Origin of the sequence: Lacrimispora amygdalina (assembly GCF_900205965.1) — a bacterium.
Taxonomy (GTDB): Bacteria; Bacillota; Clostridia; order Lachnospirales; family Lachnospiraceae; genus Lacrimispora; species Lacrimispora amygdalina_A.
The window spans coordinates 13,157-36,640 of the sequence record NZ_OAOF01000006.1; the positions used below are offsets into that span (position 1 = coordinate 13,157).

The following is a 23,484-nucleotide window of genomic DNA, read 5'->3' on the forward strand; positions in this document are numbered from 1 at the left end:
TATGGAATTAATGATTAAGAATCTGGAATTTTCCTATCAGAAGCATTCTGTCTTAAAAAAAACCTCTTTTACATTGAAAGGGGGACAGTTAGTCTGTATTCTTGGGAAAAACGGAGCGGGAAAGAGCACCTTGTTTCGCTGTATTCTGGGATTTTTAAAGGGCTTTTTAGGAACCATTTGTATCGATGACAGGAACCAGGAGGATTATACAGAAAGGGAGATTGCAAAAAAGATTGCGTACATTCCCCAGAGTCACGATACGGTATTCTCTTTTCCGGTAATTGATATGGTAATGATGGGTACAGCTGCCTCTCTTCCTTTGTTTGGATCTCCCGGAATAATGGAAAGAAAGAAAGCCACTGAGGCGCTTGAGATGATGGGGATCGTGGGCTTAAAAGACCGCATTTACAGCCAGTTAAGCGGCGGTGAGCAGCAGCTTGTGCTGATAGCCAGAGCAATTGCCCAGGATGCCAGGATTCTTCTGCTTGATGAACCATGTGCCAGCTTGGATTACGGGAATCAGATCAGAGTCATGAAAGAGTTGAAAAATTTATCGGAACAAGGCTATCTGATTGTGATGTCCACTCATAATCCGGAACATGCATTTTATTTTGCCCATCAGGCCATGGTCATGATGGAGGGGGAAGTTGCAGCGCTGGGAGAACCGTCGGAGGTTTTGACAAAAGAACTGCTTCAGAAGCTTTATCAGGTCCCCATCGATATTTATGAGGATGGAAGCAGTGGCAGAAAAATATGCATGCCAGGAAAGGAGAGCCATAGATGTGGGAACTATATGATAGTCTGATTGAACCGATTCCGGCTGATGTGAAAGTAAGTGATTATCTTACAGGAAATTATTGTACGCTGGTAACTGCAGGGGGCTGTATGGGGGCAGCCGCCACAAATCCTTTAAATACGGTGAAAGGAACGGAAAAAGATGTAGGGGAGATGTCCTGGAAAGAAGCAGCCGGACTGATTAAATCCTGGAATTTTGCTGAGGCTAGTATTGGTGCAGCGGCGGTGAATGCATTTTACAATCAGGCTGATTGTCTGGAACACCTTAATATAAACGGAAAGATCACCATGCTGTCCGGTGAAGATACATTTTTGGCGCATAAAAAAGATTTTAGAGGAAAAAAAGTTGCAACCATTGGACATTTTTGCTATGCAGAGGAGTGTTTAAAGGAAGCCGCCGCCTGTGTTATTCTGGAGCGGAATCCAGGAGAGAACGATTATCCGGATACTGCCTGCGAATTTCTGCTTCACGATATGGATTACGTGTTTATTACAGGATTTACACTGGTCAATAAAACCTTGCCGAGACTTCTCCAATTAGCACGGAATATAAAAGTTGTTTTAGTGGGACCAAGCATTCCCCTGGCGCCCCAGCTCTTTGAGTTTGGTGTCAGCGAGCTTGCAGGTTCTTTAATACGTGACAGAATACAGTTGGAAGAGCTGGTAAAAAACAGAGAGCATAAAGCTGTGATACGTGCTGGTACTCCGGTTCGTATTGCTGGAAAATAAATATTGCCGAATTGGAAGAATGGAGGATTTATGAGAAAATTTAGAGGTGGATTGGTTCTGGCAGCCGCAATTTGTACCGTTTTTTTCATGTATGGCTGTCAACAGGGGGAGACGAAAGAGACAGCAGCTGCTAAGACGGAGACGGCTTCGATACCATCTTCTGCGGGTAATGATGCAGGTTCTTCTAAAAACACCGGTGAAAAAACACGGGTGTTTACGGACTCAGCCGGACGGGAGGTAACACTGCCGGAAGAAATTAATAAAATTGCGCCCTCCGGTCCGCTGGCACAGATCGTGTTATATACCGTTGCACCGGACAAGCTTGCAGGCCTTGCAGCCGATTTTACCGATGGTGCCAAAAAGTATATTGATGAAAAATACTGGGGACTGCCCAAATTCGGACAGTTTTACGGGAAGAATGCAAATCTGAACATGGAGGCTCTGATTGCAGCAAAACCCGATGTTATAATAGACATTGGTGAGGCAAAAAAGACAGTTAAGGAAGATATGGATGCATTGTCTGAGCAGTTGGGGATCCCTGTCGTGTTTGTAGAGGCAGACTTAGATTCCATGAGCACTGCTTATAAAATGCTGGGAGAGATCACGGGAGAGACAGGGCAGGCTGCAAAACTGGCTGATTACTGTGACAGCACGTTAAAAAAATCAGAAGAGGTGAAATCTTCTTTAGGGACAGATCAAAAGAAATCGGTCTATTTTGCAATCGGAGACAATGGACTTCATACTAATGCAGAAGGCTCTATCCATGCCCGGGTAATAGAACAGATTGGGGCTGAGAATGCGGCAAAGGTAGAACAGGCGTCAAGCGGAGGCGGAAGTGAAGTGTCTATGGAGCAGCTTCTTCTCTGGCAGCCGGATATCATTCTGGCAGATTCTGAAGCTCTTTATCAAACAATCACAACAGATCCGGTCTGGGCTGAATTAAATGCTGTGAAAGAAGGACATGTTTATCAGATTCCATCAGCTCCTTACAGCTTCATGAGCAATCCTCCTTCCGTTAACCGGATGATCGGTATACTCTGGCTTGGCAGCCTGGTTTATCCGGAGCAGTATCATGAAGATGTAAAGGCTGATGTTAAAACATTTTATGACTTATTTTATCATGTGAAACTTACCGATGAACTGACAGAGGATATTATAAAGTAAGAGATTAGTATAGCAGCTGATCTATTTCCTGCATTTGTTCAGGTGTAAGCTTTCCTAGTTCCATGGCCCTTGCATTTTCCATTATCTGCTGTGGGGTTTTAAAGCCTGGAATTGGAATGGTCACGCTGCTTTTTGCCCAGATCCAGGCGAGTGAGCCCTGTACCAGGGTTCTGCCGTTGCTGGTAAGAATATCCCGCACTTTATTAAGTTTTTCTAAAACTTCCGGTGCAGGCCTTCCGTTTTTAAAGACAGCTTCTGCCCAGGTATGGCCTGCACCTCTGACATCATCAGAGGAAAGGAATGAATTCTGGTTGAATTTACCGCTTAAAAATCCCATGGCGAGAGGACTGCGGTTGATGCTTGCAAGATTTCTTTCCTCGCAGAGCTGAATCATTTCGGGGGAATCCTGAAGGATGTTTAACTGATGCTGAATGGCACTGCAGTTCTTGTTTTCTGAAAAAAGCTTTGCTCCGTTTACCAGATCGGTACTCCAGCCGTAGGTTCTGATTTTCCCTTTCTCTGTCATTCGTTCCAGAGTATCCAGAACGGTTTCCATTTCTGATAATCCAATCTCCCAGACATGAAGCTGATACAAATCAATGGTATCTGTTTTTAAACGCCGCATGGAGGCCTCGCAGGCTCTTTCGATATATCCCGGATCTAAATTGTAACCGTTCAGCGTCCGTGTAGCTTCATTTCCCATGTAACCAAATTTTGTTGCAAGAACAACCTGATTCCTTTTTCCTTCAATAGCTTTACCGATCACGGTTTCGCTGTGACCGATTCCATATGCATCTGATGTGTCAATCAGATTGATTCCAAGGTCCAAAGCGGTCTGAATGGCTTTGATGGAAGTTTCATCGTCTGTCTGTCCATAGCCGTCAATTTTTCCGTCCATATAGAACTGACCGCCGATCGCCCAGCTGCCGATTCCCATGGGGCTTACTTTAATATCGGATCTTCCTAATAACCTGTGTTCCATTCCAAATTACCTCCCTGATAATATACCAACCGTTTGGTAGAATTTACTGAAAAATAAAGGGGCTATACACCCTTTATTCCATTCCAAAATACTTCAAAACATGAATCCATCTGGCGAAGTCCCTGTTCCAGACTCATTAAACCCGTAGACAAGGTTATGCAGGTGACCAGATAGTAAAAAGTGGCGGCCATATCTGCCGGATTTAATGACTGAAGCTCTTTTTTTTCGATTCCTTTCTTCATAGCAGAAGTCAGTTGGGCATTAAATATATCGAAACTGTCCTGTGTAAAATGAATGATTTCCTCCTTCATCTGTTCCGGGGGATAGTAATAAATCATATTCCAGAAGTCCATCTCTGTATTATCCCAGTGATACTCCAGATAGTCTTTATAAATTGAAGACAGAAGCTGTCTGGCAGGCAGATCTTTATACTTATGAAATATAGTTGTTAAGTAATTATAATATTTTTTTACAATGATATCGAAAAGTTCGCGAAACAACTGCTCCTTACTTTTAAAATAAAAATAGAGAGAGGCTTTGTTGATGCCGACTTTAGATGCGATCTTTTCCATACGGGCGCCTTCAAAGCCGTGAAGAGAGAATTCCTCCAATGCTGCCTGCATAATCCGTTCTTTTGTATCCGCTCCCTGACCCATGTGCTGTATTCCTTTCCATACAATTAAACTACCGGTTGGTAGATAGAATATAACATAGTTTTTCAGCGCTGTCAATAATAGAGGATTATAAAAAAGAGCCGCGGCTTACAGGCATTATTCTTCCTGCAGGCCGCAGCTTTATAAATTATAACTGGCTGTTTTTATTCCTGTTGTAATTAATCAGACAGCCGGCTTTAACGATTTCCCGTTCTTCCGGTGTCATGTCTGCAATATGAAGCCGTATTTCATGAATGGGATTTCCCTCTTCATTTTTTATCACATAGGCAGGGATGTGATTCATGTCTCCGTTAAGAGCGGTACGGATATCAGGCACATAGATAAAGTCTCCTATATCAAAGGACGGATCTTCATCCAGTAAAAATGGCAGCATGCCCCAGTTCATTACATTGGAACGGTAGCGTTTGGTAGCATATTCGCTGGCGATGTTGGCAAGTCCTCCCAGAACTCTCTGGCAGCTGGCTGCCTGTTCTCTGGCAGAACCGTCGCCCGGTTTTACTGCATAGATAACACTGCCGATTTCTGTTTCACTGGCTTTTAAATCCGGCTGTTTTAAATATTCCTTAAGAGCATGAAAGGCGGATTCCAGTTCCTGATCGGCTTTAAGCGGGCAGGTTCCTGATTTCCGTACTTTTTCCAGCTCATTTACTTCCTTGGAACGGCCTACGTATTCCGGATCCCGGCGGGACAGGGTGAATTCTGCCAGTCCCAAGGGATTGGAACGGTAGGAGGAGGTCTCACCGGAAGGAATCAGCTCATCAGTTGTTGTAACCGGGTCCATAATTCTGGAACATACCCTCAGTAAAATATTGTCGGTCAGGGCGCTCATGGAAGGCCAGTCTTTAATATTCGGCCCGTAAATTAAGGATTCCTCCTCTCTGGCTTTTTGGTAGCCCTGGTAGACACGCCTGTCATAGGAGGACGAGTCAAATTCATAGGCAGGGACAGTATAATCGTCCACAAAGTTCTCCGCAGATGTTAGATAACCGCCGTTTGCAGCAGTAGCCGCGATGGAGCGGGCATCCATTAATGCCACGCAGGATATCTGGCCATTACCCGGCTTGGAACCTTCCCGGTTGGGGAAATTCCTGGTGGTATGGCGAATGCTTAAGGCGTTGTTTGATGGTGTATCTCCCGCGCCGAAGCAGGGGCCGCAAAAAGCGGTCCGCACTGTGGCACCGGCTGCCATCAGCTGGGATATGGCACCTTTTTTCACCAGATCCATATAGACCGGCTGGGATGACGGATACACAGAAAGGTTAAAGATGTCGTTTCCGCAATCCTGTCCGGACAGAATGTGTGCAGCCATCATTACATTGGAGTAATTGCCGCCTGCACAGCCTGCGATCACACCCTGCTGTACCATCAGTTTCCCGTCTTTCATCTTATCGGTCAGTGAAAGAGCAGCTTTGCTGGTTCCTAAAATATGGGCAGCTTCCTGTTCCACTGTTCTTAAAATGTCTCCCAGATTATCATTCAGTTCGTCAATCTCATAGGTGTTGCTTGGATGGAAGGGGAGAGCAATCATTGGCTTAATAGTGCTTAGATCCACATGGACAACACCATCGTAATAAGCCGTTTCGCCTGGGTTTAATTCCTGATAGTCAGATTCTCTGCCGTGTAGCTTTAAATATTGTCTGGTGTCCTCATCCGTCCTCCAGACAGAGGAGAGACAGGTAGTTTCTGTTGTCATGACATCCACGCCGTTTCTGTAATCAGTGTCCATGGATGAGACTCCGGGACCTACAAATTCCATGATTTTATTTTTCACGTAACCATTTTTAAATACAGCTCCGATAATAGCAAGCGCCACGTCATGGGGGCCGACAAAAGGAGCAGGAGATCCGGTTAAATAGATGGCAACAACTCCCGGATAGGCGACGTCGTAGGTGTCCTTAAGAAGCTGTTTTACCAGTTCACCGCCGCCTTCGCCGATAGCCATGGTACCAAGAGCACCATAGCGGGTATGGCTGTCTGAACCAAGAATCATGCGTCCGCAGCCTGCCATCATTTCTCTCATATACTGGTGTATGACCGCAATATGGGGAGGAACGAAGATTCCTCCGTATTTTTTAGCAGCGGAAAGGCCGAATACATGATCATCCTCATTAATTGTTCCGCCAACAGCACAAAGTGAATTATGGCAGTTGGTCATTACGTATGGAATCGGAAATTTGGTAAGACCGGAGGCCCGGGCTGTCTGAATAATTCCTACAAATGTTATGTCATGGGATGCCATGGAGTCAAAACGCAGTTTTAAGTGATCCATGTTTCCTGATGTGTTATGTTTTTCTAAAATGGAGTATGCAATGGTACTCTTTTTTGCTTCTTCTTTTGTAATGGGAGTACTTCTCCCGGTGTTTACCGCAGACAGTTCCTCTTCTGGGATCAGCTGGGTGCCGTTTATAAGATAAGCTCCTCCGTCATACAACTTTACCATAAGTTATCGTTCCTCTCTCTTTTTATAGGGAATGGTTTCCCCCACGTATTTGGTAGCCGGACGCATGATTCTGCCGTCATACATCTTGTTTTCAATGTTATGAGCCAGCCAGCCTGCCATACGGGAGCATACAAATAATGGGGTATACATGTCTTCGGGTATCTGTAACATATTATAAGCGAAGCCGCTGTAGAAGTCCACATTGTTTGACAGGGACTTACCGTTTCCAGCCAGGCAGGTTTTTGCAACTTTCTCAAATTTTGTCAGGAATTCATATTCATCTTCCCTGTTCTTTTGCCTGGCAAGTTTTTCACAGCAGACTTTTAAAAGATCGGCACGGGGATCAGAAACTGTATAGACCGCGTGTCCAAGCCCGTATACAAGGCCGGAATTGTCATAGAAATCCTTTGCCAGAATCTTCTGGATAACAGTTTTCATCTGCGCTTCTGTCGCTTTAATCCCGATTTCTTTTTCGATAGCACTGATCATTTCACTGCAGCGGATATTGGCACCGCCATGCTTAGGACCTTTTAAGGAGCCAATGGAAGCGGAACTGGAGGAATAGATATCGGTACCGGTCGAGGAGATGACAACGTTTGTAAAAGTGGAATTGTTGCCGCCGCCGTGGTCTGCGTGGATCATAAGCATGATGTCTAAAAGATCCGCTTCCTGCTGGGTAAAGATTCCGTCTTTTCTTAACATGTAAAGGATATTTTCAGCCATGGAATATTCGGGCTTTGGATAATGGATGATCAGACTTTCCCTGTTGTAGTGGTGGATCTTGCACTGATAGGCATATACAGCAAGAGAAGGAAGTTTAGCCAGTATATTAATTCCCTTCAGCAGAGTCTGATACGGGTCCGTATTGTCCGGATCCTCATCGTAATCATAAAGGGCCAGGATACTTTTCTGCAGACTGTTCATTAAGTTTAAGGAAGGGCTGCGGAGCATGTTTTTTTCAAGAAATTCATCTGGAAGATGATAGTGCTGGCTCAGCAGAGTGGTAAATTCCCGCAATTCCTTTTTGGCAGGAAGGTATCCAAAAAGGAGTAAAAATGATGTTTCTTCAAAACCAAACCGGGAATTGTCTTTGCCATTGACAAGATCGCTGATTTCAATTCCGCGATAATAAAGCTTACCCGGAACATTTACCTTTTTCCCATCTTCGATTTCATAGCCAACTACATCGGATACGCGGGTAAGTCCAACTCTGACTCCGGTACCGTCATCGTTGCGGAGCCCCTTTTTTACGTTGTATTCTTTAAATAGGTTGTTTGGAATATCCGTGAAGTTGGAGGATTTTCCAAACGTTTGTGCAATGAAAAAGTTGTTCATGCGATAATTTCTCCTTTTTTCAGATTAAGCCACAGAGATTTTTTACAGAAAGGCAGCGCGGATGGATTACTCCTGCGCTGCCTTCATTGGCAAAGGAATGTGACTTTTTATTGTTTCGTAGTTTATCATGTAAAAGCATCAAAGTCAATACCTTGTTACAATCACAATGAAAATATTGTCGAATTTTTGTTTTTCAAGTCAGGCATATTTTTACCGGATTCATCACATGATAAGAAAGCTATTCAATAAAATCGCAAACAGGAGGTTTCCTTACGTGAAAGAGTCTGAATATAGAAACAACAGCCAGGAAGAAAACAATGCCAGGAATACGGATGGAATCAGAAACGAAAATCTGGAAGAAAAGAAGACAGAGAAAGATATCGAGCAGAAAGAAGATCAGAAACTGGAAGAATATGGACAGGCGACTCTGGAGGACAATGAGGGGAAGCGGAAAATTCATCTGCTGACCATTATCGGAGAGATAGAAGGGCATGAAAATCTTTCCAGCAACAGCAAAGCCACCAAATATGACCATATTCTTCCCAAACTGGCAGAAATCGAAGATGATGATTCGGTGGAGGGTTTATTGGTTTTATTGAACACCTCCGGAGGGGATGTGGATGCAGGTCTGGCCATTGCGGAAATGATCGCATCCTTAAGTATTCCCACGGTATCCCTGGTTCTTGGAGGGAGCCACTCCATCGGAGTACCTTTGGCGGTATGTACCAATTATTCTTTTATCGTGCCTACTGGTACCATGATGATTCATCCTGTAAGAATGACCGGCATGGTAATTGGTGCTTCTCAGACCTATGAATATTTTGAAATGATACAGGACAGAATCTTAAGCTTTGTTTCTGCTCATGCAAAGATTGCATATGACCAGTTAAAAAGGCTGATGCTGAATACGGAAATGCTCACCAGGGATTTAGGAACGGTACTGGTAGGGGAAGAGACCGTTAAGGAAGGCCTGATTGATGAAGTGGGCGGAATTAAAGATGCTTTGAAAAAATTATATGAGCTGATGGAAACTGCTTCCTCTTAGCCGTTGCAATTCTCCCGTTTTTTTTGTATACTGATACCAATGGATAGAAGGGGGAAGTATTGTGCCTGAGACAACAAAGAAGAAGACAACAGCAAAAAAAGGGACAAAAACAAGAAGCGGGAGAGCGAAAAGTACCAGCACCAGAAAGAATGTGGTTCTGCCGGAACCGGAATTTATCCACTCAGAAGTCGTAATTATTATATCATTTGCCGCTGCGGCCATCCTGTTTTTAAGTAATTTTCATTTATGCGGAATGGTAGGTGATTTCTTTCGCAGCGTGCAGCTTGGTGTCTTCGGCGGAATCGGATACATTGCACCGGTTTTGATGTTTGCAGGAACCGCATTTTACATTTCAAACCAGGGAAACCCAAGAGCCGTTTTTAAACTGGTCTCCTGTGTTTTGGCGCTGGTTTCTTTGTGCGGATTTTTACAGCTTCTTTTTGGTGTAAATACCGGTGAAAACTCCGGACTTTTAAATATTTACCTGGATGCTTCCGTAAACGGAACAGGAGGCGGCTTAGTCGGTGGATTGCTGGCGGAAGGGCTTGTTTCCATAATCGGAGTGGTGGGTGCGTATCTGGTAACTCTGGTTTTAATCATTATATCACTGGTGTGTATTACTGAAAAATCCTTTGTTAATATGATAAAGGCAGGAAGCGGAAAGGCCTATCACCATGCCAGAGAAAATATGGACATGCATATGGAGATTCATGCAAAGCGGCAGGAGCTGAGAAAACAGCTGAGAGAAGAACAGAAGCTGCGGGGTGTGAATTTAGAAGCTACCAAGCTTTCCGCGGTCCGGCAGGAAGCAGAGCCGGACAAACCGGATTTTGAGAGAGATCTATATGAGGAAGAGCCGGATATTGGCATTGGAGACATGGCGGATGAGATCGATCTGCAGATGGATAAGCTGACTGCTGTGACTGCAGTTCAGACAGAAGAAGAGAATCCGGCTGATGTGTTCAGAGGAAGCATTTCCCCTGAACCGGAAGAAGAGGACGATGACACGGTACCCTTTGAACCGGATGATATCGCGGCTCCATATAAGAGAAGTTCCGATGAGACAACCTTCTATATGAAGAAAGAGGTCAGAACTCTTAAGGAAATGGATATTATGGAAGATGATTACTATCCAGAAGAACCAGAGTTTCATGAAGTTGCTGCGAAAGAGACATTCTCTGTTCCAGAGGAACCAAAACAGGTGGTGACTGCATCCGGCAAGATCATTGAGACAGATACTGAGGCGCTCCAGAAAAAGCTGGAGAAGAAGCGGGAAGAATCACAAAAAGACGAAGATCTCAGTGTAAGCCGTCAAATTAGTGAAAAAAAGGAGATTGTGAAAAAGGAATATAAATCTCCCCCTCTTTCGCTGTTAAAAAAAGGCAAAGCATCTGTTTTTTCTAACCTGGAATACAAGGAGACAGCCATCAAACTGCAGAAAACACTGCAGAATTTCGGTGTAGGTGTAACTGTAACTAACATCAGCTGCGGTCCTTCCGTAACCAGATATGAACTCCATCCTGAGCAGGGAGTAAAGGTGAGCAAGATTGTTGGTCTGGCTGATGATATCAAGCTGAGTCTTGCTGCTGCAGATATTCGTATCGAGGCACCGATTCCGGGAAAATCTGCAGTTGGTATTGAAGTGCCTAATAAAGAGAACAACATGGTATTCCTGCGGGATATTCTGGAAGCAGACAGCTTTCAGAAGCACTCCTCCAATATCGCTTTTGCAGTAGGCAAAGACATCGGCGGACAGGTTGTGGTAACGGATATTGCCAAGATGCCCCATCTGCTGATCGCAGGCGCTACCGGTTCCGGTAAGTCAGTCTGTATCAATACACTTATTATGAGCATTATTTTTAAAGCAGACCCTGAAGATGTGAAGCTGATCATGGTAGATCCGAAAGTAGTGGAATTAAGCGTCTATAACGGAATTCCTCATTTACTGCTTCCGGTGGTAACTGATCCGAAGAAGGCGTCAGGTGCTTTAAACTGGGCAGTTGCGGAGATGACAGACCGTTACAATAAATTCGCCCAGTACAATGTCCGGGATATAAAAGGCTATAATGCCAAAGTAGAAAATTTAAAGGATATTGAGGATGAGAACAAGCCTCAGAAGATGCCGCAGATTATTATCATTATCGATGAGCTTGCGGATCTGATGATGGTTGCGCCAGGTGAAGTAGAGGATTCCATCTGCCGGCTTGCCCAGCTAGCGAGGGCTGCAGGTATCCATCTGGTTATCGCCACCCAGCGCCCTTCTGTCAATGTAATCACTGGCTTAATTAAGGCAAATGTGCCTTCAAGAGTCGCTTTTGCCGTATCTTCCGGCGTGGATTCCAGAACCATTATTGACATGAATGGTGCGGAAAAGCTATTGGGAAAGGGAGATATGCTGTTTTATCCTGCCGGTTATCCAAAGCCCATGCGTGTTCAGGGAGCATTTATATCTGATACGGAAGTCTCCAAAGTGGTGGATTTTCTGACGGAACAGGGTATGACACCTGAGTACAATCCGGAAGTAGAGAATATGATTGCTTCTGCTCCTGCGGCCGCAGATCCAAAAGGCGGCCAAAGTGACCGGGATGAATATTTTGCCCAGGCAGGCAGATTTATAATAGAAAAAGATAAGGCCTCCATTGGCATGCTGCAGAGAATGTATAAAATCGGTTTTAACCGGGCTGCCAGGATCATGGATCAGCTTGCTGAGGCCGGTGTTGTTGGAGAAGAGGAAGGAACCAAGCCGCGTAAGGTAATTATGAGCAAGGAAGAGTTTGATGAGATGTTTTAGCATGGATGGAAGATTTAAAACCATTGCTTACATATAAGGAGGATGATACTTATGAAAACTGATATTGAGATCGCACAGGAAGCGAACATGATACCGATTAAGGAAGTTGCAGCATCCTATGGGATAGCAGAGGATGATCTGGAGCTTTACGGCAAATACAAAGCAAAGCTTTCCGATGAGTTATGGGAACAGGTAAAAGACCGTCCGGATGGGAAACTGGTTCTTGTTACAGCGATTAATCCTACACCGGCAGGCGAAGGGAAGACCACTACCACAGTCGGACTGGGACAGGCATTTGGGAAAATCGGGAAAAAAGCGATCATTGCTTTAAGAGAGCCCTCATTAGGTCCGTGCTTCGGGATCAAGGGCGGGGCAGCGGGCGGCGGCTATGCCCAGGTTGTTCCTATGGAGGATTTAAATCTCCATTTTACCGGAGATTTTCATGCCATTACTTCAGCAAACAATTTACTGTCAGCGCTCCTTGACAATCACATCCACCAGGGCAATGCTTTGGGAATTGATACAAGGCAGATTCTGTGGAAGAGATGTCTGGATATGAATGACCGCGCGTTAAGGAATATCGTGGTGGGACTTGGTTCAAAAGCGGAAGGATTTGTCAGAGAAGATCACTTTGTCATTACAGTGGCTTCTGAAATTATGGCAATTCTCTGTCTTGCAGATGACATGAATGATTTAAAAGAGCGATTGGGACGAATTATCGTTGCATATAATTATTCCGGAGAGCCTGTGACTGCAGCTCAGTTAAATGCTGTTGGCGCCATGGCAGCATTGCTTAAGGATGCCCTGAAACCGAATCTGATCCAGACTCTGGAGCATACAGGTGCCATCGTTCATGGAGGTCCTTTTGCCAATATCGCCCATGGCTGTAATAGTGTGCGTGCAACAAAGACAGCATTAAAACTGGCCGATGTAGTGGTTACAGAGGCTGGTTTCGGTGCCGATTTAGGTGCGGAGAAATTCCTGGATATCAAGTGCAGAAAGGCTGGTCTAAAGCCGGATGCCATCGTTTTAGTGGCTACCGTCAGAGCCTTAAAATACAACGGCGGCGTAACGAAAGACCAACTGAAGGAAGAAAATTTAGAAGCACTGAAAAAAGGAATTGTAAATCTGGAAAAGCACATCGAGAATATGCAAAAATATGGTGTTCCTGTTATCGTAACGCTGAATTCTTTTATAACCGATACAGAAAGTGAATATCAGTTTGTAAAGAACTTCTGTGAGGAAAAGGGCTGCGAATTCGCTTTATCCCAGGTTTGGGAAAAGGGCGGAGAAGGCGGAATAAAACTGGCAGAAAAAGTTCTTGAAACACTGGAAAACAAAGAGAGCCATTTTGCGCCCATTTACCCTGACGATATGAGTCTTATGGATAAGATTGGTACAGTTGCCAGAGAGATCTACGGGGCAGACGGAGTGACGTATGCTCCTGCCGCTGTAAAAGCAATTAAAAAGTTTGAAGAAATGGGATTTGGCAGTCTGCCGGTGTGTATGGCTAAGACCCAGTATTCCTTATCTGATGACCAGACAAAGCTGGGACGTCCCCGGGGATTTGAGATTCAGGTGCGGGATGCTTATGTCAGCGCAGGTGCTGGATTTGTTGTTGTTTTAACAGGTGCCATTATGACAATGCCTGGTCTGCCGAAGAAACCGGCAGCAGATAATATTGATGTAAATAATGACGGAGTAATCACAGGATTATTCTGATTTGGAGGTTTTTATGAAGTTTAGTCAGTGGCTTAAGGATCTGGAGTATGAATTACTGCAGGGGAATCCTGATGTGGAAGTGGAGGACGTGGTCTATGATTCCAGAAAGGCCAAAAGCGGTGCAGTCTTTGTCTGCACCGTAGGCACCAGAGTCGATTCCCATGATTTTATACCGGAAGTGGTAGAGAAAGGTGTGACTGTTCTGGTTCTGGAACGCAGGGTAAACCTGCCGGAAGGTGTAACTGCCATTTTCGTACATAGTGCCAGAGAAGCACTGGCTGTTTTGTCTGCCGCACGATTTGATTATCCGGCAAAACGTATGGTGACCATTGGAGTAACCGGTACAAAGGGGAAAACAACAACGACCCATATGATCAAGGCGGTTTTGGAGGCGTGCGGAAAAAAGGTGGGTATGATTGGTACCACTGGAATTGTAATCGGAGAAAAAGTGACGCCCACTGCCAATACCACGCCGGAATCTTATCAGCTTCATGAAGCTTTTTATCAAATGGCAAATGAAGGCTGTGAGTATATGGTGATGGAAGTGTCCTCCCAGGCATTTAAGATGCACCGGGTGGATGGACTGTTATTTGACTATGGATTATTTACTAATATATCACCGGATCATATCGGACCGGATGAACATGAGAATTTTGAAGAGTACTTATACTATAAGTCAAAGATATTCCAGTGCTCCAGGGTTGGAATTATGAATGGGGATGACGCCCATTTTGCTGAGGCGGTCGGGGATGCATCCTGCAAACTGTATACATTTTCCCTTGATAAGGAGGGGACCAGCTTTAAAGCAGAGAATATCCGTTATGTAGCGCAGCCCGATTTTGTCGGACTGGAATTTAACGTGACAGGAGAATATGAGCTGCCTGTACGCGTTAACATACCTGGCAGATTCAATGTTGCCAATGCTCTGGCTGCAATCAGTGTTTTAAGCTTTTTAAATCTTCCAAAGGAAAAGGTCTGCCATGGTCTGGAAAATTTAAGCGTGAATGGAAGGATGGAGATCGTTTATTCTTCTCCTGAATTTAAGGTTCTTGTTGATTATGCCCATAATGCAGTCAGCATGGAAAGCCTTTTAAAGACTTTAAGGGATTATAAACCAGGCCGTCTGGTCTGTGTATTTGGCTGCGGCGGTAACCGTTCCAAAGACCGCCGCTATACCATGGGCGACAGCGCAGGCAGACTGGCAGACTTTACAATTCTCACTGCAGATAATTCCCGGTTTGAAAAAACCGAAGACATCCTGGCAGATATCAGAAGCAGCATCTCAAAAACCGGAGGTACCTTTATCGAAATTCCGGACCGGAGAGAAGCGATACGCTACAGTATTATGCACGCCCAGCCGGGAGATATGATTGCGGTAATCGGCAAAGGCCACGAAGATTATCAGGAAATGAATGGAGAGCGACACCATTTCTCAGACAGGGAAGAGATCTTAAAGGTCGTGCAGAGTATGGATTTTCTTAATAGAGAGAACTGACTTAAATTGCCATAAGAAAAGAATGCCGGAAGCCGATGAGCAAGTGTGGCTTTCGGCTTTTCCACGGAAGATGGCAGGAATGTGCGCATAGAGCGGACATGGAACGGAGGAAACATGGTAGATATGACGGTAAAGGAAATCCTTTCAGCTACAGGCGGAACACTTCTTTGCGGAAGTGAGGATACAGTGTTAGAGCACATCAGCATTGATTCCAGGACCATGAAGGGCAATGATTTATTTGTTCCCATTATCGGGGAAAAGGTGGATGCGCACCGGTTTATTAAGCAGGCATTTGAGCATGGAGCTGCAGCGGTACTGACCAGCGAGCATGATGAGATGGAATCTGAAAGACCCTGGATACGTGTGGCGGATACAAAAAAAGCGCTGCAGGCAGTGGGGAGCTTTTACAGAGATCATTTATCCCTGCCATTAATCGGAATAACCGGAAGTGTGGGTAAGACGACTACCAGAGAGATGGTGGCCTGTGCACTGTCTTCCCGCTACCGGGTTTATAAGACTCCGGGCAACAGCAACAGCCAGGTCGGGCTTCCCATCACTCTTAGTGAGATCACGCCGGAGGATGAAATCGGAGTCATTGAACTGGGAATGAGTGAGCCGGGGGAACTGACCGTAATCGCCAGAATTGCCAGAATACATATGGCTGTCATTACGAACATCGGAGTTACCCACATTGAGCAGCTGGGCTCCAGGGAAAATATCTACAAAGAAAAACTGACCATTCAGGATGGACTGTGTGATAACGGAATTCTCTTTTTAAATGGAGATGACGATATGCTGAAAGAAACCAGGGCGAAAGCCGGGTGCACAACCATTTATTACGGAACCGGTGAAAACTGTGATTACAGAGCGGTTGATGTGCATACAGAGGATGGATTTCCTGCTTTCACAGCCGTATATAAAGGAAAGAAAGTCCCTGTAAGGCTGTCTGTTCTGGGAAGCCATAATGTTTTAAATGCCATGGTATCTCTGGCGGTTGCGGCAGAAAACGGGATTCCCATGGAAGAGGCGGCAAAGTCTCTCATGAGCTTCACCGGCTTTAAAAACCGGCAGCAGATCTACCAGACAGGGAAGCTGACTGTAATTGACGATACCTATAATGCAAGCCCTGTTTCCATGAAGGCGGGACTTGAAGTATTAGGGTCCATTACGAAGGCAGAAAGAAAGATTGCAGTACTGGCTGACATGAAGGAACTGGGAGAACGTTCACGGGAATTCCATTATGAAATCGGTGTCTACATTGCGAATCACCCGGTTGACTGTGTGGTAACACTGGGAGAACTGGCTGGAGAAATCGCCAGGGCAGTGAGAGAGAATGCCCCTGATATTACAGTAATGGAATTTATGGAACAGGAACCCTTAACGGCTTATTTAAAGGAAGCGTTAAAGACAGGTGACTGTGTGCTGTTTAAAGGCTCCAACAGCATGAAGCTGGGGCAGGTAGCAGAACAGTTTCACTGATCCGTCCGCATCTGGAGGAAATGAATGACAAAAAACTATGCCAGGATCATTATTGATATTTCTCATGAAAAAGTAGACAGAACCTTCGATTACCGGATTCCGGATAACCTGCTTGCGGATATTTCTGTGGGAACCAGGGTTCTGATTCCTTTTGGCAGGGGGAATACCATGCGCAGGGGTTATGTGGTGGAAATTACGGCTCAGGCGGGATATGATCCGGATAAGATAAAAGAGATTGCGGGTATTGTGACTGACGGGGTGACAGCGGAATCCAGGCTGATTACTCTGGCATGGTGGCTGAAGGAGCAATATGGATCCACCATGAACCAGGCACTGAAAACCGTGCTTCCGGTAAAGCAGAAGGTTAAACCAAAAGAAAAAAAGATCGTCCGGAGTCTTTTGAACCGTGACCAGCTGACAGCTGCATTAAATGAAGCGGTAAAAAAGAATTATAAGGCGAGAATCAGGCTTTTTTCGGCGCTGCTTAATAATCCGGTCATCCCCTACGAGATAGCAGCAAACCAGATGAACCTTTCCGCATCCGCCATGAAGCCTCTGATCGAAAAAGGGGAGATTTGTCTGGAAGCGGAAGAGATTTACCGCAATCCCATTCAGGCAGGTGAACAAAAGGGAAAAGAATTTAATTTAAATAAGGAACAGCAGATGATTGTGGATTGCTTTTGCCAGGATTATTCAGCAGGTATCAGAAAAACCTATCTGATTCATGGCATAACCGGGAGCGGTAAAACAGAGGTCTATATGGAGCTGATTCAAAATGTCATAGAAGACGACAGACAGGTCATTGTGCTGATTCCCGAAATTGCACTGACCTATCAGACGGTGATGCGTTTCTATGGCAGATTTGGAAACCGGGTCTCCATTATTAATTCCCGGTTGTCTGCTGGTGAGCGTTTCGATCAGTTTGAACGTGCCAAAAATGGTGATATTGATATTATGATCGGTCCCAGATCCGCATTGTTTACTCCTTTCTCCAGGCTGGGACTGATTCTCATTGATGAGGAACATGAAAGCGCCTATAAAAGTGAGACAGTACCCAGATATCATGCCAGAGAGGTGGCTGCAAAGAGGGCACAGATGGAGAATGCATCTTTGGTGCTTGGATCAGCAACTCCTTCCCTGGAAGCCTATTTAAGGGCACAAAGAGGTGACTACCAGTTGTTTCGCCTGACAGAGCGGGCGAAAAAAGACAGCTGCCTGGCCAATGTATCGGTCGTTGACTTGAGGCAGGAATTAAAGGACGGCAATAAATCAATTTTCAGCAGAAGACTGCAGGTGTTAATGGAAGAAAAGCTCAGAAAAAAGGAACAGATCATTCTGTTTATAAACCGGAGAGGCTATGCTAATTTCGTATCATGCCGCTCCTGCGGGGAGGCCATCCGATGCCCTCATTGTGATGTGACACTAACGCTGCATAATAACAGCCGCCTTGTATGTCATTACTGCGGTCATCATATACCCATGCCCTCCAAATGTCCCGCCTGTGGTTCGCCTTATATCGCAAATTTTGGCGTTGGAACCCAGAAGATTGAACAGATGACCCGGAAAATGTTTCCCCAGGCGAGAATTTTGCGTATGGATCTGGATACGACGAAAGAAAAGGGCGGTCATGAAGCGATACTTTCCGCGTTTTCTGAGCATGAGGGAGATATCCTCATTGGAACCCAGATGATAGTGAAAGGACATGATTTTCCTGATGTGACACTGGTTGGTGTACTGGCGGCGGATTTATCCTTAAATACACCGGACTACAGGTCTGCAGAACGGACCTTTCAGCTTCTTACCCAGGCAGCCGGGAGAGCTGGCAGAGATACAAAGCGGGGAGATGTTATTATTCAGACCTATAGTCCCGATCATTACAGTATTGTCACTGCGGCAAACCAGGATTACGAGACCTTTTATAAACAGGAAATGGCTTTTCGCCGCCTGATGAAGTATCCGCCTGTCAGCGGACTTTTAACCATACAGTTCTCTTCCAGGAATGAATCGGTTCTTGTGGAGACGGCAGCTGCAGCAGGGGCATTTGCAACCGCTTTGGGCGAACCCCAGGACGTACAGATCATTGGGCCGGTAGAGGCTTCTGTCTACAAAATTAATGATATATATCGAAAAATTTTATACTTGAAACAGGAAAACTATGATATACTAATAAAAATCAGGGATCAGATGGATGGTTTTTCTGAAAATCATCCGGAATTGTTTGAGCAAGTCCTGATCCAGTATGATTTTTCATAAATGAGAGGACAAAGAAAATGGCTATTAGAAAAATTAGAACCATTGGAGACGAAATTTTAAGAAAAAATTGCAAACCTGTAAAGGAAATCACCCCAAGAATAAGCGATTTAATCAAGGACATGTTTGAAACCATGTATGAGGCCAATGGGGTAGGTCTTGCAGCTCCCCAGGTAGGCATATTAAAGCAGATTGTGGTGATTGATGTAGAGGATGGCAACCAGTACGTTCTCATCAATCCTGAAATTATAGAGACAGACGGTGAACAGACCGGACCGGAAGGCTGCTTAAGTGTACCAGGAAAATCCGGAACAGTCACCAGGCCCAATCATGTAAAAGTCCGGGCATTTGATGCAGATATGCAGCCGTTTGAGTTGGTGGGCGAGGAACTTCTTGCCCGTGCGATCTGCCACGAATGCGACCATTTAATCGGGGAGCTGTTTGTGGATAAGGTAGAAGGTGAGATTGAAGACGTGACTCTGGAGGAAGAGGACGAGGAGGTTGAGGAATATTGATGAGAATCATTTTTATGGGAACTCCGGATTTTTCGGTCCCTGCTCTTTGCGCACTGGCAGAGGCAGGACATGAAATTCTGGCTGTAGTGACCCAGCCGGATAAACCAAAAGGCAGAGGGAAGGAAGTTTCCATGTCTCCGGTTAAGGAAAAAGCACTGGAATATGGATTTCCTGTTTATCAGCCCGTAAAGGCGAGAGCTCTGGAATTTGTAAAATTACTGACAGACTTAAAACCGGATGTAATAGTGGTTGCAGCGTTTGGACAGCTTCTTCCAAAAAGCATATTAGAAATTCCTAAATTTGGCTGTGTCAATATTCATGCTTCCCTGCTTCCAAAGTACCGCGGAGCATCTCCTATTCAATATGCAGTTATTAATGGGGAAGAGATAAGCGGCATCACTACTATGATGATGGCGGAAACTATAGATACCGGAGAAATGCTTGATCAGGAATCAGTTGTACTGGATAAAAAAGAGACTGGCGGAAGCCTTCATGATAAGCTGGGTAAGATAGGCGGAAGCCTCATTGTAAAAACCTTAAAGAAGTTAGAAGATGGAACTGCTGTTTTACAAAAGCAGAATGATGCTGAGTCCTGCTATGTAGGAATGATAAAAAAGAATATGGGTGATATCGACTGGACGATGGACGCGGCAGCCATTGAACGGCTTATCAGGGGATTAAATCCCTGGCCAAGTGCCTACACAGACTGGAATGGCAGAGTGGTAAAACTCTGGGATGCAGATGTAGTGGATAAGGAATATGAAGGTGCCTGCGGGCAGGTGGTGGAATGCGGCAAAGATTATATGGTTGTAAAAACCGGCAAAGGCGGATTATCCATTAAAGAGCTGCAGCTCCAGGGGAAAAAACGTATGGAGATTGGTGCATTTCTCCGGGGTTACCAGATTGATAATGGAACTGTATTCAAACATATGTAAGGAATGCAGACAGCATTCCCCGGAAAGGAGAATCGAGTATGTATTATGGCGGTATGATGGGGTATTATTTTGACCCCACCTGGATCTTTGTAATCATTGGCGCTGTGCTGTCCATGGCGGCATCGGCCAGAGTAACCAGTACTTTTAATAAATATTCCAAAGTAAGAAGCATGTCCGGTATGACAGGAGCAGAAGCTGCGAAGCGGCTTTTGAATTCCCAGGGGATATATGATGTGCAGGTACGTTCTGTCAGTGGAAAGCTGTCCGATCATTATGATCCCAGGACGAAAACTGTTAATTTATCCGATTCCGTTTATGGGTCAACTTCAGTTGCAGCAATCGGAGTTGCAGCCCATGAGTGCGGACATGCCATGCAGGATAATACCGGATATGTGCCTCTGCGTTTAAGAGGGGCCATTGTACCGGCAGCCAATATTGGTTCCCATGCTGCACTGCCTATTATTTTACTGGGCTTTTTCATCAGCGGTGCGGGTTCACCTCTGGTAAACATCGGACTGATTTTATTTTCGCTGGCAGTCTTGTTCCAGCTGGTAACGCTTCCGGTGGAATTTAATGCCTCCAGGAGAGCAGTGGTTTTACTGGGACAAGTGGGGATTCTGGGAGATGAAGAACTGTCCCACACAAGAAAAGTGCTTGGAGCGGCGGCTCTTACCTATGTGGCAGCACTTGCAGCTACTGTGCTTCAGCTGCTGAGACTTGTTATTTTATTTGGAGGAAGAAGAGATAATGACTAAAGACACAGACAGCAGGGAGATTGTTCTGGACGTTCTTATGGAAATTCTGGAGCGTTCTGCATACAGCCATTTAATCCTGCGTCAGGCCTTAAATAAATACCAGTATCTGGATAAAGCAGAGCGTTCCTTTATAACCAGAACTGTCGAAGGAACAGTGGAATACTTAATACAAATTGATTATGTCATTGATTATTTTTCCTCAACAAAGGTAAAGAAGATGAAGCCCGTCATCCGTACAATCCTGCGGATGTCGGTTTATCAGATTTTATATATGGACCGGGTTCCGGATTCCGCTGTATGCAATGAGGCGGTGAAGCTTGCTGCCAGGCGGAAATTCACGGGACTTAAGGGATTTGTAAACGGAGTTTTGAGAAATATTTCAAGGAATAAGGATACCCTGGAATGGCCGGATGATTCTATCCGTTTTTCAGTTCCTGCATGGATTGTATCTATGTGGACCAGGGACTATGGGAAGGAAATTACGCAGACCATTCTGTCGTCAATGCTGGAAGGCAGGAAGACCTATGTACGCTTAAACACTTCCAGGGCAGGAAAAGAAGAAATTCTTAACAGTCTGAACAGACAGGATGTGCAGACGGCCGAATCCGGTATATCAGAAGATATCCTGATTTTAGAAAAATACGATTATCTGGAAAGCCTGGAAGTTTTTCAAAAAGGTTATATTCAGGTTCAGGATGTAAGCTCTGCTCTTGTGGGCGAAGCAGCTAATCCCAGAAAAGGGGATTTTTGTATTGATGTCTGCGGGGCTCCGGGTGGCAAGAGTATTCATCTTGCCGATAAACTAAGGGGCACCGGCATGGTGGAAGTCAGGGATTTAACAGAATATAAGATTGGTATGATACAGGAGAATATTGACCGGTGCGGCTTTGATAATATCAGGGCGAGGGTATGGGATGCCCTGGTTTACGATCCGGATTCGTTTGAAAAGGCTGATATTGTACTGGCGGATCTTCCCTGCTCCGGTCTTGGTATTATGGGACGGAAGCCGGACATTAAGTACAGGATCAAGCCGGAAAATTTAGAGGAACTGGCTTCTCTTCAAAGAGAAATTCTCTCCGTTGTCCAGGCTTATGTAAAACCAGGCGGTAAGCTGGTATTCAGCACCTGTACCATAGATAAAAAAGAGAATGAAGAAAACATGGAATGGTTTTTAAAAACATTTCCATTTCAGGCGGTTGATCTGGAAGGAACATTTAAAGGCCGCTTACAGATAGATACCATGAGTCGGGGATATATGCAGCTTTTGCCGGGAATTCACCCCTGTGACGGATTCTTTATCGGTGTATTGCAAAAAAAGGTAGAATAAGATGGAACGAACAGATATTAAGTCACTGAATCTGGAAGAGCTGACATCATTCCTGGTGTCAGCCGGTGAAAAACCGTTTCGTGCAAAACAGCTGTACGAGTGGATTCATCAGAAGCTGGCTGCTGGTTATGATGAAATGACCAATCTTCCAAAATCTTTGAAGGAAAAACTGATTGAGATAGCAGATTTTCCTTCACTCACTGCAGCAGAAGAAAAAATTTCACAGATAGACGGGACGAGAAAGTATTTATTTGCTCTTTCCGATGGCAATATAATTGAAAGTGTACTGATGAAATACAAGCACGGCAATTCCGTGTGCATCTCCTCTCAGGTCGGGTGCCGCATGGGCTGCCGCTTTTGCGCATCCACACTTGACGGTCTGGAGCGTAATTTAAGCCCTGCTGAGATGCTGGATCAGATTTACCGGATCCAGAAGCTTACTGGAGAACGGGTATCCAATGTAGTTGTCATGGGTTCAGGAGAACCGCTTGACAATTATGATAATCTGGTGAAGTTTATCCGCCTTCTCACTGATGAAAACGGCTTAAATATCAGTCAGAGGAACGTGACGGTTTCCACCTGCGGGATTGTTCCCGGTATCTTAAAGCTGGCGGAGGAAAAACTGCAGATTACTCTGGCACTTTCCCTTCATGCACCCAATGACGAGGTCCGGAAAAGCCTGATGCCTGTAGCAAACCGCTATCCACTGTCCGATGTTCTTTCTGCATGCCACACTTACTTTGAAAAAACCGGAAGAAGGATTACCTTTGAATACAGTCTTGTAAGCGGAGTAAATGACAATTTAAAAGAGGCAGCGGCACTGGCAGCACTTTTAAAGGCCCAGCATGGACATATTAATCTGATCCCCGTTAACCCCATTAAGGAGCGGGATTATGTACAGTCTGACCGGAAAGCTATTGAAGCGTTTAAAATTCTCCTTGAAAAAAACGGAATTAATGTTACTATAAGAAGAGAAATGGGCAGGGACATCAATGGTGCCTGCGGACAGCTGCGGAAAAGTTTTTTAAATCAGGAGTAAAAGGAAGTGATA

At 45.0% G+C, this 23,484-nt stretch carries 18 protein-coding genes; 14 read left to right on the top strand and 4 right to left on the bottom strand.

Annotated features, from left to right (window positions below; all coding sequences use genetic code 11):
* The first annotated feature begins 1 nt into the window (after position 1).
* Genes CRO04_RS09910 through CRO04_RS09920 form a run of 3 tightly spaced genes read left to right on the top strand, consistent with a single transcriptional unit; the run spans position 2 to position 2,688 of the window.
* On the top strand, positions 2-805 hold the full coding sequence (locus CRO04_RS09910) for an ABC transporter ATP-binding protein (protein ID WP_097004086.1): 804 nt from the start codon (positions 2-4) through the stop codon (positions 803-805).
* Positions 781-1,524 (top strand): Rossmann-like domain-containing protein, encoded by a 744-nt coding sequence (locus CRO04_RS09915; RefSeq protein ID WP_097004087.1) that lies wholly within the window; start codon positions 781-783, stop codon positions 1,522-1,524. The genes CRO04_RS09910 and CRO04_RS09915 overlap by 25 nt, the downstream gene beginning before the upstream one ends.
* 30 nt (positions 1,525-1,554) lie before the next feature.
* Entirely contained in the window at positions 1,555-2,688 is a 1,134-nt protein-coding gene (locus tag CRO04_RS09920) for an ABC transporter substrate-binding protein (RefSeq protein ID WP_097004088.1), read from the top strand.
* 4 nt (positions 2,689-2,692) lie between these two features.
* Here the strand turns inward: CRO04_RS09920 and CRO04_RS09925 are convergent, their stop codons facing one another.
* The 4 genes from CRO04_RS09925 to CRO04_RS09940 form a co-directional block, all read right to left on the bottom strand.
* Positions 2,693-3,670: an aldo/keto reductase gene (locus tag CRO04_RS09925; protein ID WP_097004089.1), complete on the bottom strand. Its 978-nt coding sequence runs from the start codon at positions 3,668-3,670 to the stop codon at positions 2,693-2,695.
* A gap of 62 nt (positions 3,671-3,732) precedes the next feature.
* Positions 3,733-4,326 (bottom strand): TetR/AcrR family transcriptional regulator, encoded by a 594-nt coding sequence (locus CRO04_RS09930; protein WP_097004090.1) that lies wholly within the window; start codon positions 4,324-4,326, stop codon positions 3,733-3,735.
* A gap of 145 nt (positions 4,327-4,471) precedes the next feature.
* Entirely contained in the window at positions 4,472-6,784 is a 2,313-nt protein-coding gene (locus tag CRO04_RS09935) for a hydratase (RefSeq protein ID WP_097004091.1), read from the bottom strand.
* 3 nt (positions 6,785-6,787) lie between these two features.
* Complete coding sequence (locus CRO04_RS09940) at positions 6,788-8,119, bottom strand: citrate synthase (protein WP_097004092.1); 1,332 nt, start codon at positions 8,117-8,119, stop codon at positions 6,788-6,790.
* A gap of 226 nt (positions 8,120-8,345) precedes the next feature.
* Between CRO04_RS09940 and CRO04_RS09945 the strand changes: the two genes are divergently transcribed.
* The 11 genes from CRO04_RS09945 to rlmN all read left to right on the top strand — a co-directional run bounded on the left by CRO04_RS09945 (position 8,346) and on the right by rlmN (position 23,472).
* Positions 8,346-9,164 (top strand): ATP-dependent Clp protease proteolytic subunit, encoded by an 819-nt coding sequence (locus tag CRO04_RS09945; RefSeq protein ID WP_097004093.1) that lies wholly within the window; start codon positions 8,346-8,348, stop codon positions 9,162-9,164.
* 61 nt (positions 9,165-9,225) lie between these two features.
* Positions 9,226-11,955, top strand: a complete 2,730-nt coding sequence (locus CRO04_RS09950; protein ID WP_097004094.1) for an FtsK/SpoIIIE family DNA translocase — start codon at positions 9,226-9,228, stop codon at positions 11,953-11,955.
* 51 nt (positions 11,956-12,006) lie between these two features.
* Entirely contained in the window at positions 12,007-13,677 is a 1,671-nt protein-coding gene (locus CRO04_RS09955; protein ID WP_097004095.1) for a formate--tetrahydrofolate ligase, read from the top strand.
* Between the two features lie 13 nt (positions 13,678-13,690).
* Entirely contained in the window at positions 13,691-15,172 is a 1,482-nt protein-coding gene (locus CRO04_RS09960; RefSeq protein WP_097004096.1) for a UDP-N-acetylmuramoyl-L-alanyl-D-glutamate--2,6-diaminopimelate ligase, read from the top strand.
* A gap of 114 nt (positions 15,173-15,286) precedes the next feature.
* The gene (locus CRO04_RS09965) at positions 15,287-16,651 is read left to right on the top strand and encodes a UDP-N-acetylmuramoyl-tripeptide--D-alanyl-D-alanine ligase (protein WP_097004097.1); all 1,365 of its coding nucleotides are present in this window, start codon (positions 15,287-15,289) and stop codon (positions 16,649-16,651) included.
* A 24-nt stretch (positions 16,652-16,675) separates the two neighbouring features.
* Complete coding sequence (gene priA, locus CRO04_RS09970; protein ID WP_097004098.1) at positions 16,676-18,904, top strand: replication restart helicase PriA; 2,229 nt, start codon at positions 16,676-16,678, stop codon at positions 18,902-18,904.
* A gap of 17 nt (positions 18,905-18,921) precedes the next feature.
* The gene (gene def / locus CRO04_RS09975; RefSeq protein WP_097004099.1) at positions 18,922-19,416 is read left to right on the top strand and encodes a peptide deformylase; all 495 of its coding nucleotides are present in this window, start codon (positions 18,922-18,924) and stop codon (positions 19,414-19,416) included.
* Complete coding sequence (fmt, locus tag CRO04_RS09980) at positions 19,416-20,351, top strand: methionyl-tRNA formyltransferase (protein ID WP_097004100.1); 936 nt, start codon at positions 19,416-19,418, stop codon at positions 20,349-20,351. Before def ends, fmt begins: the two co-directional genes overlap by 1 nt.
* A 38-nt stretch (positions 20,352-20,389) precedes the next feature.
* Positions 20,390-21,106, top strand: a complete 717-nt coding sequence (locus tag CRO04_RS09985) for a zinc metallopeptidase (protein ID WP_097004101.1) — start codon at positions 20,390-20,392, stop codon at positions 21,104-21,106.
* The gene (gene rsmB / locus CRO04_RS09990) at positions 21,099-22,433 is read left to right on the top strand and encodes a 16S rRNA (cytosine(967)-C(5))-methyltransferase RsmB (protein ID WP_097004102.1); all 1,335 of its coding nucleotides are present in this window, start codon (positions 21,099-21,101) and stop codon (positions 22,431-22,433) included. The genes CRO04_RS09985 and rsmB overlap by 8 nt, the downstream gene beginning before the upstream one ends.
* Before the next feature lies 1 nt (position 22,434).
* A complete protein-coding gene (gene rlmN / locus CRO04_RS09995) occupies positions 22,435-23,472 on the top strand; it encodes a 23S rRNA (adenine(2503)-C(2))-methyltransferase RlmN (protein WP_097004103.1) in 1,038 nt (345 codons plus the stop codon).
* Positions 23,473-23,484 lie beyond the last annotated feature (12 nt).

What these genes read in the sequence shown, in the direction of transcription:
- rsmB (WP_097004102.1), top strand. Translation starts at nt 21,099, where the DNA reads ATGACTAAAGACACAGACAGCAGGGAGATTGTTCTGGACGTTCTTATG.
- CRO04_RS09915 (WP_097004087.1), top strand. Translation starts at nt 781, where the DNA reads ATGTGGGAACTATATGATAGTCTGATTGAACCGATTCCGGCTGATGTG.
- CRO04_RS09930 (WP_097004090.1), bottom strand. Translation starts at nt 4,326, where the DNA reads ATGGGTCAGGGAGCGGATACAAAAGAACGGATTATGCAGGCAGCATTG.
- def (WP_097004099.1), top strand. Translation starts at nt 18,922, where the DNA reads ATGGCTATTAGAAAAATTAGAACCATTGGAGACGAAATTTTAAGAAAA.
- priA (WP_097004098.1), top strand. Translation starts at nt 16,676, where the DNA reads ATGACAAAAAACTATGCCAGGATCATTATTGATATTTCTCATGAAAAA.
- CRO04_RS09985 (WP_097004101.1), top strand. Translation starts at nt 20,390, where the DNA reads ATGTATTATGGCGGTATGATGGGGTATTATTTTGACCCCACCTGGATC.
- CRO04_RS09910 (WP_097004086.1), top strand. Translation starts at nt 2, where the DNA reads ATGGAATTAATGATTAAGAATCTGGAATTTTCCTATCAGAAGCATTCT.
- fmt (WP_097004100.1), top strand. Translation starts at nt 19,416, where the DNA reads ATGAGAATCATTTTTATGGGAACTCCGGATTTTTCGGTCCCTGCTCTT.
- CRO04_RS09945 (WP_097004093.1), top strand. Translation starts at nt 8,346, where the DNA reads ATGATAAGAAAGCTATTCAATAAAATCGCAAACAGGAGGTTTCCTTAC.
- CRO04_RS09965 (WP_097004097.1), top strand. Translation starts at nt 15,287, where the DNA reads ATGGTAGATATGACGGTAAAGGAAATCCTTTCAGCTACAGGCGGAACA.
- rlmN (WP_097004103.1), top strand. Translation starts at nt 22,435, where the DNA reads ATGGAACGAACAGATATTAAGTCACTGAATCTGGAAGAGCTGACATCA.
- CRO04_RS09955 (WP_097004095.1), top strand. Translation starts at nt 12,007, where the DNA reads ATGAAAACTGATATTGAGATCGCACAGGAAGCGAACATGATACCGATT.
- CRO04_RS09935 (WP_097004091.1), bottom strand. Translation starts at nt 6,784, where the DNA reads ATGGTAAAGTTGTATGACGGAGGAGCTTATCTTATAAACGGCACCCAG.
- CRO04_RS09960 (WP_097004096.1), top strand. Translation starts at nt 13,691, where the DNA reads ATGAAGTTTAGTCAGTGGCTTAAGGATCTGGAGTATGAATTACTGCAG.
- CRO04_RS09940 (WP_097004092.1), bottom strand. Translation starts at nt 8,119, where the DNA reads ATGAACAACTTTTTCATTGCACAAACGTTTGGAAAATCCTCCAACTTC.
- CRO04_RS09920 (WP_097004088.1), top strand. Translation starts at nt 1,555, where the DNA reads ATGAGAAAATTTAGAGGTGGATTGGTTCTGGCAGCCGCAATTTGTACC.
- CRO04_RS09925 (WP_097004089.1), bottom strand. Translation starts at nt 3,670, where the DNA reads ATGGAACACAGGTTATTAGGAAGATCCGATATTAAAGTAAGCCCCATG.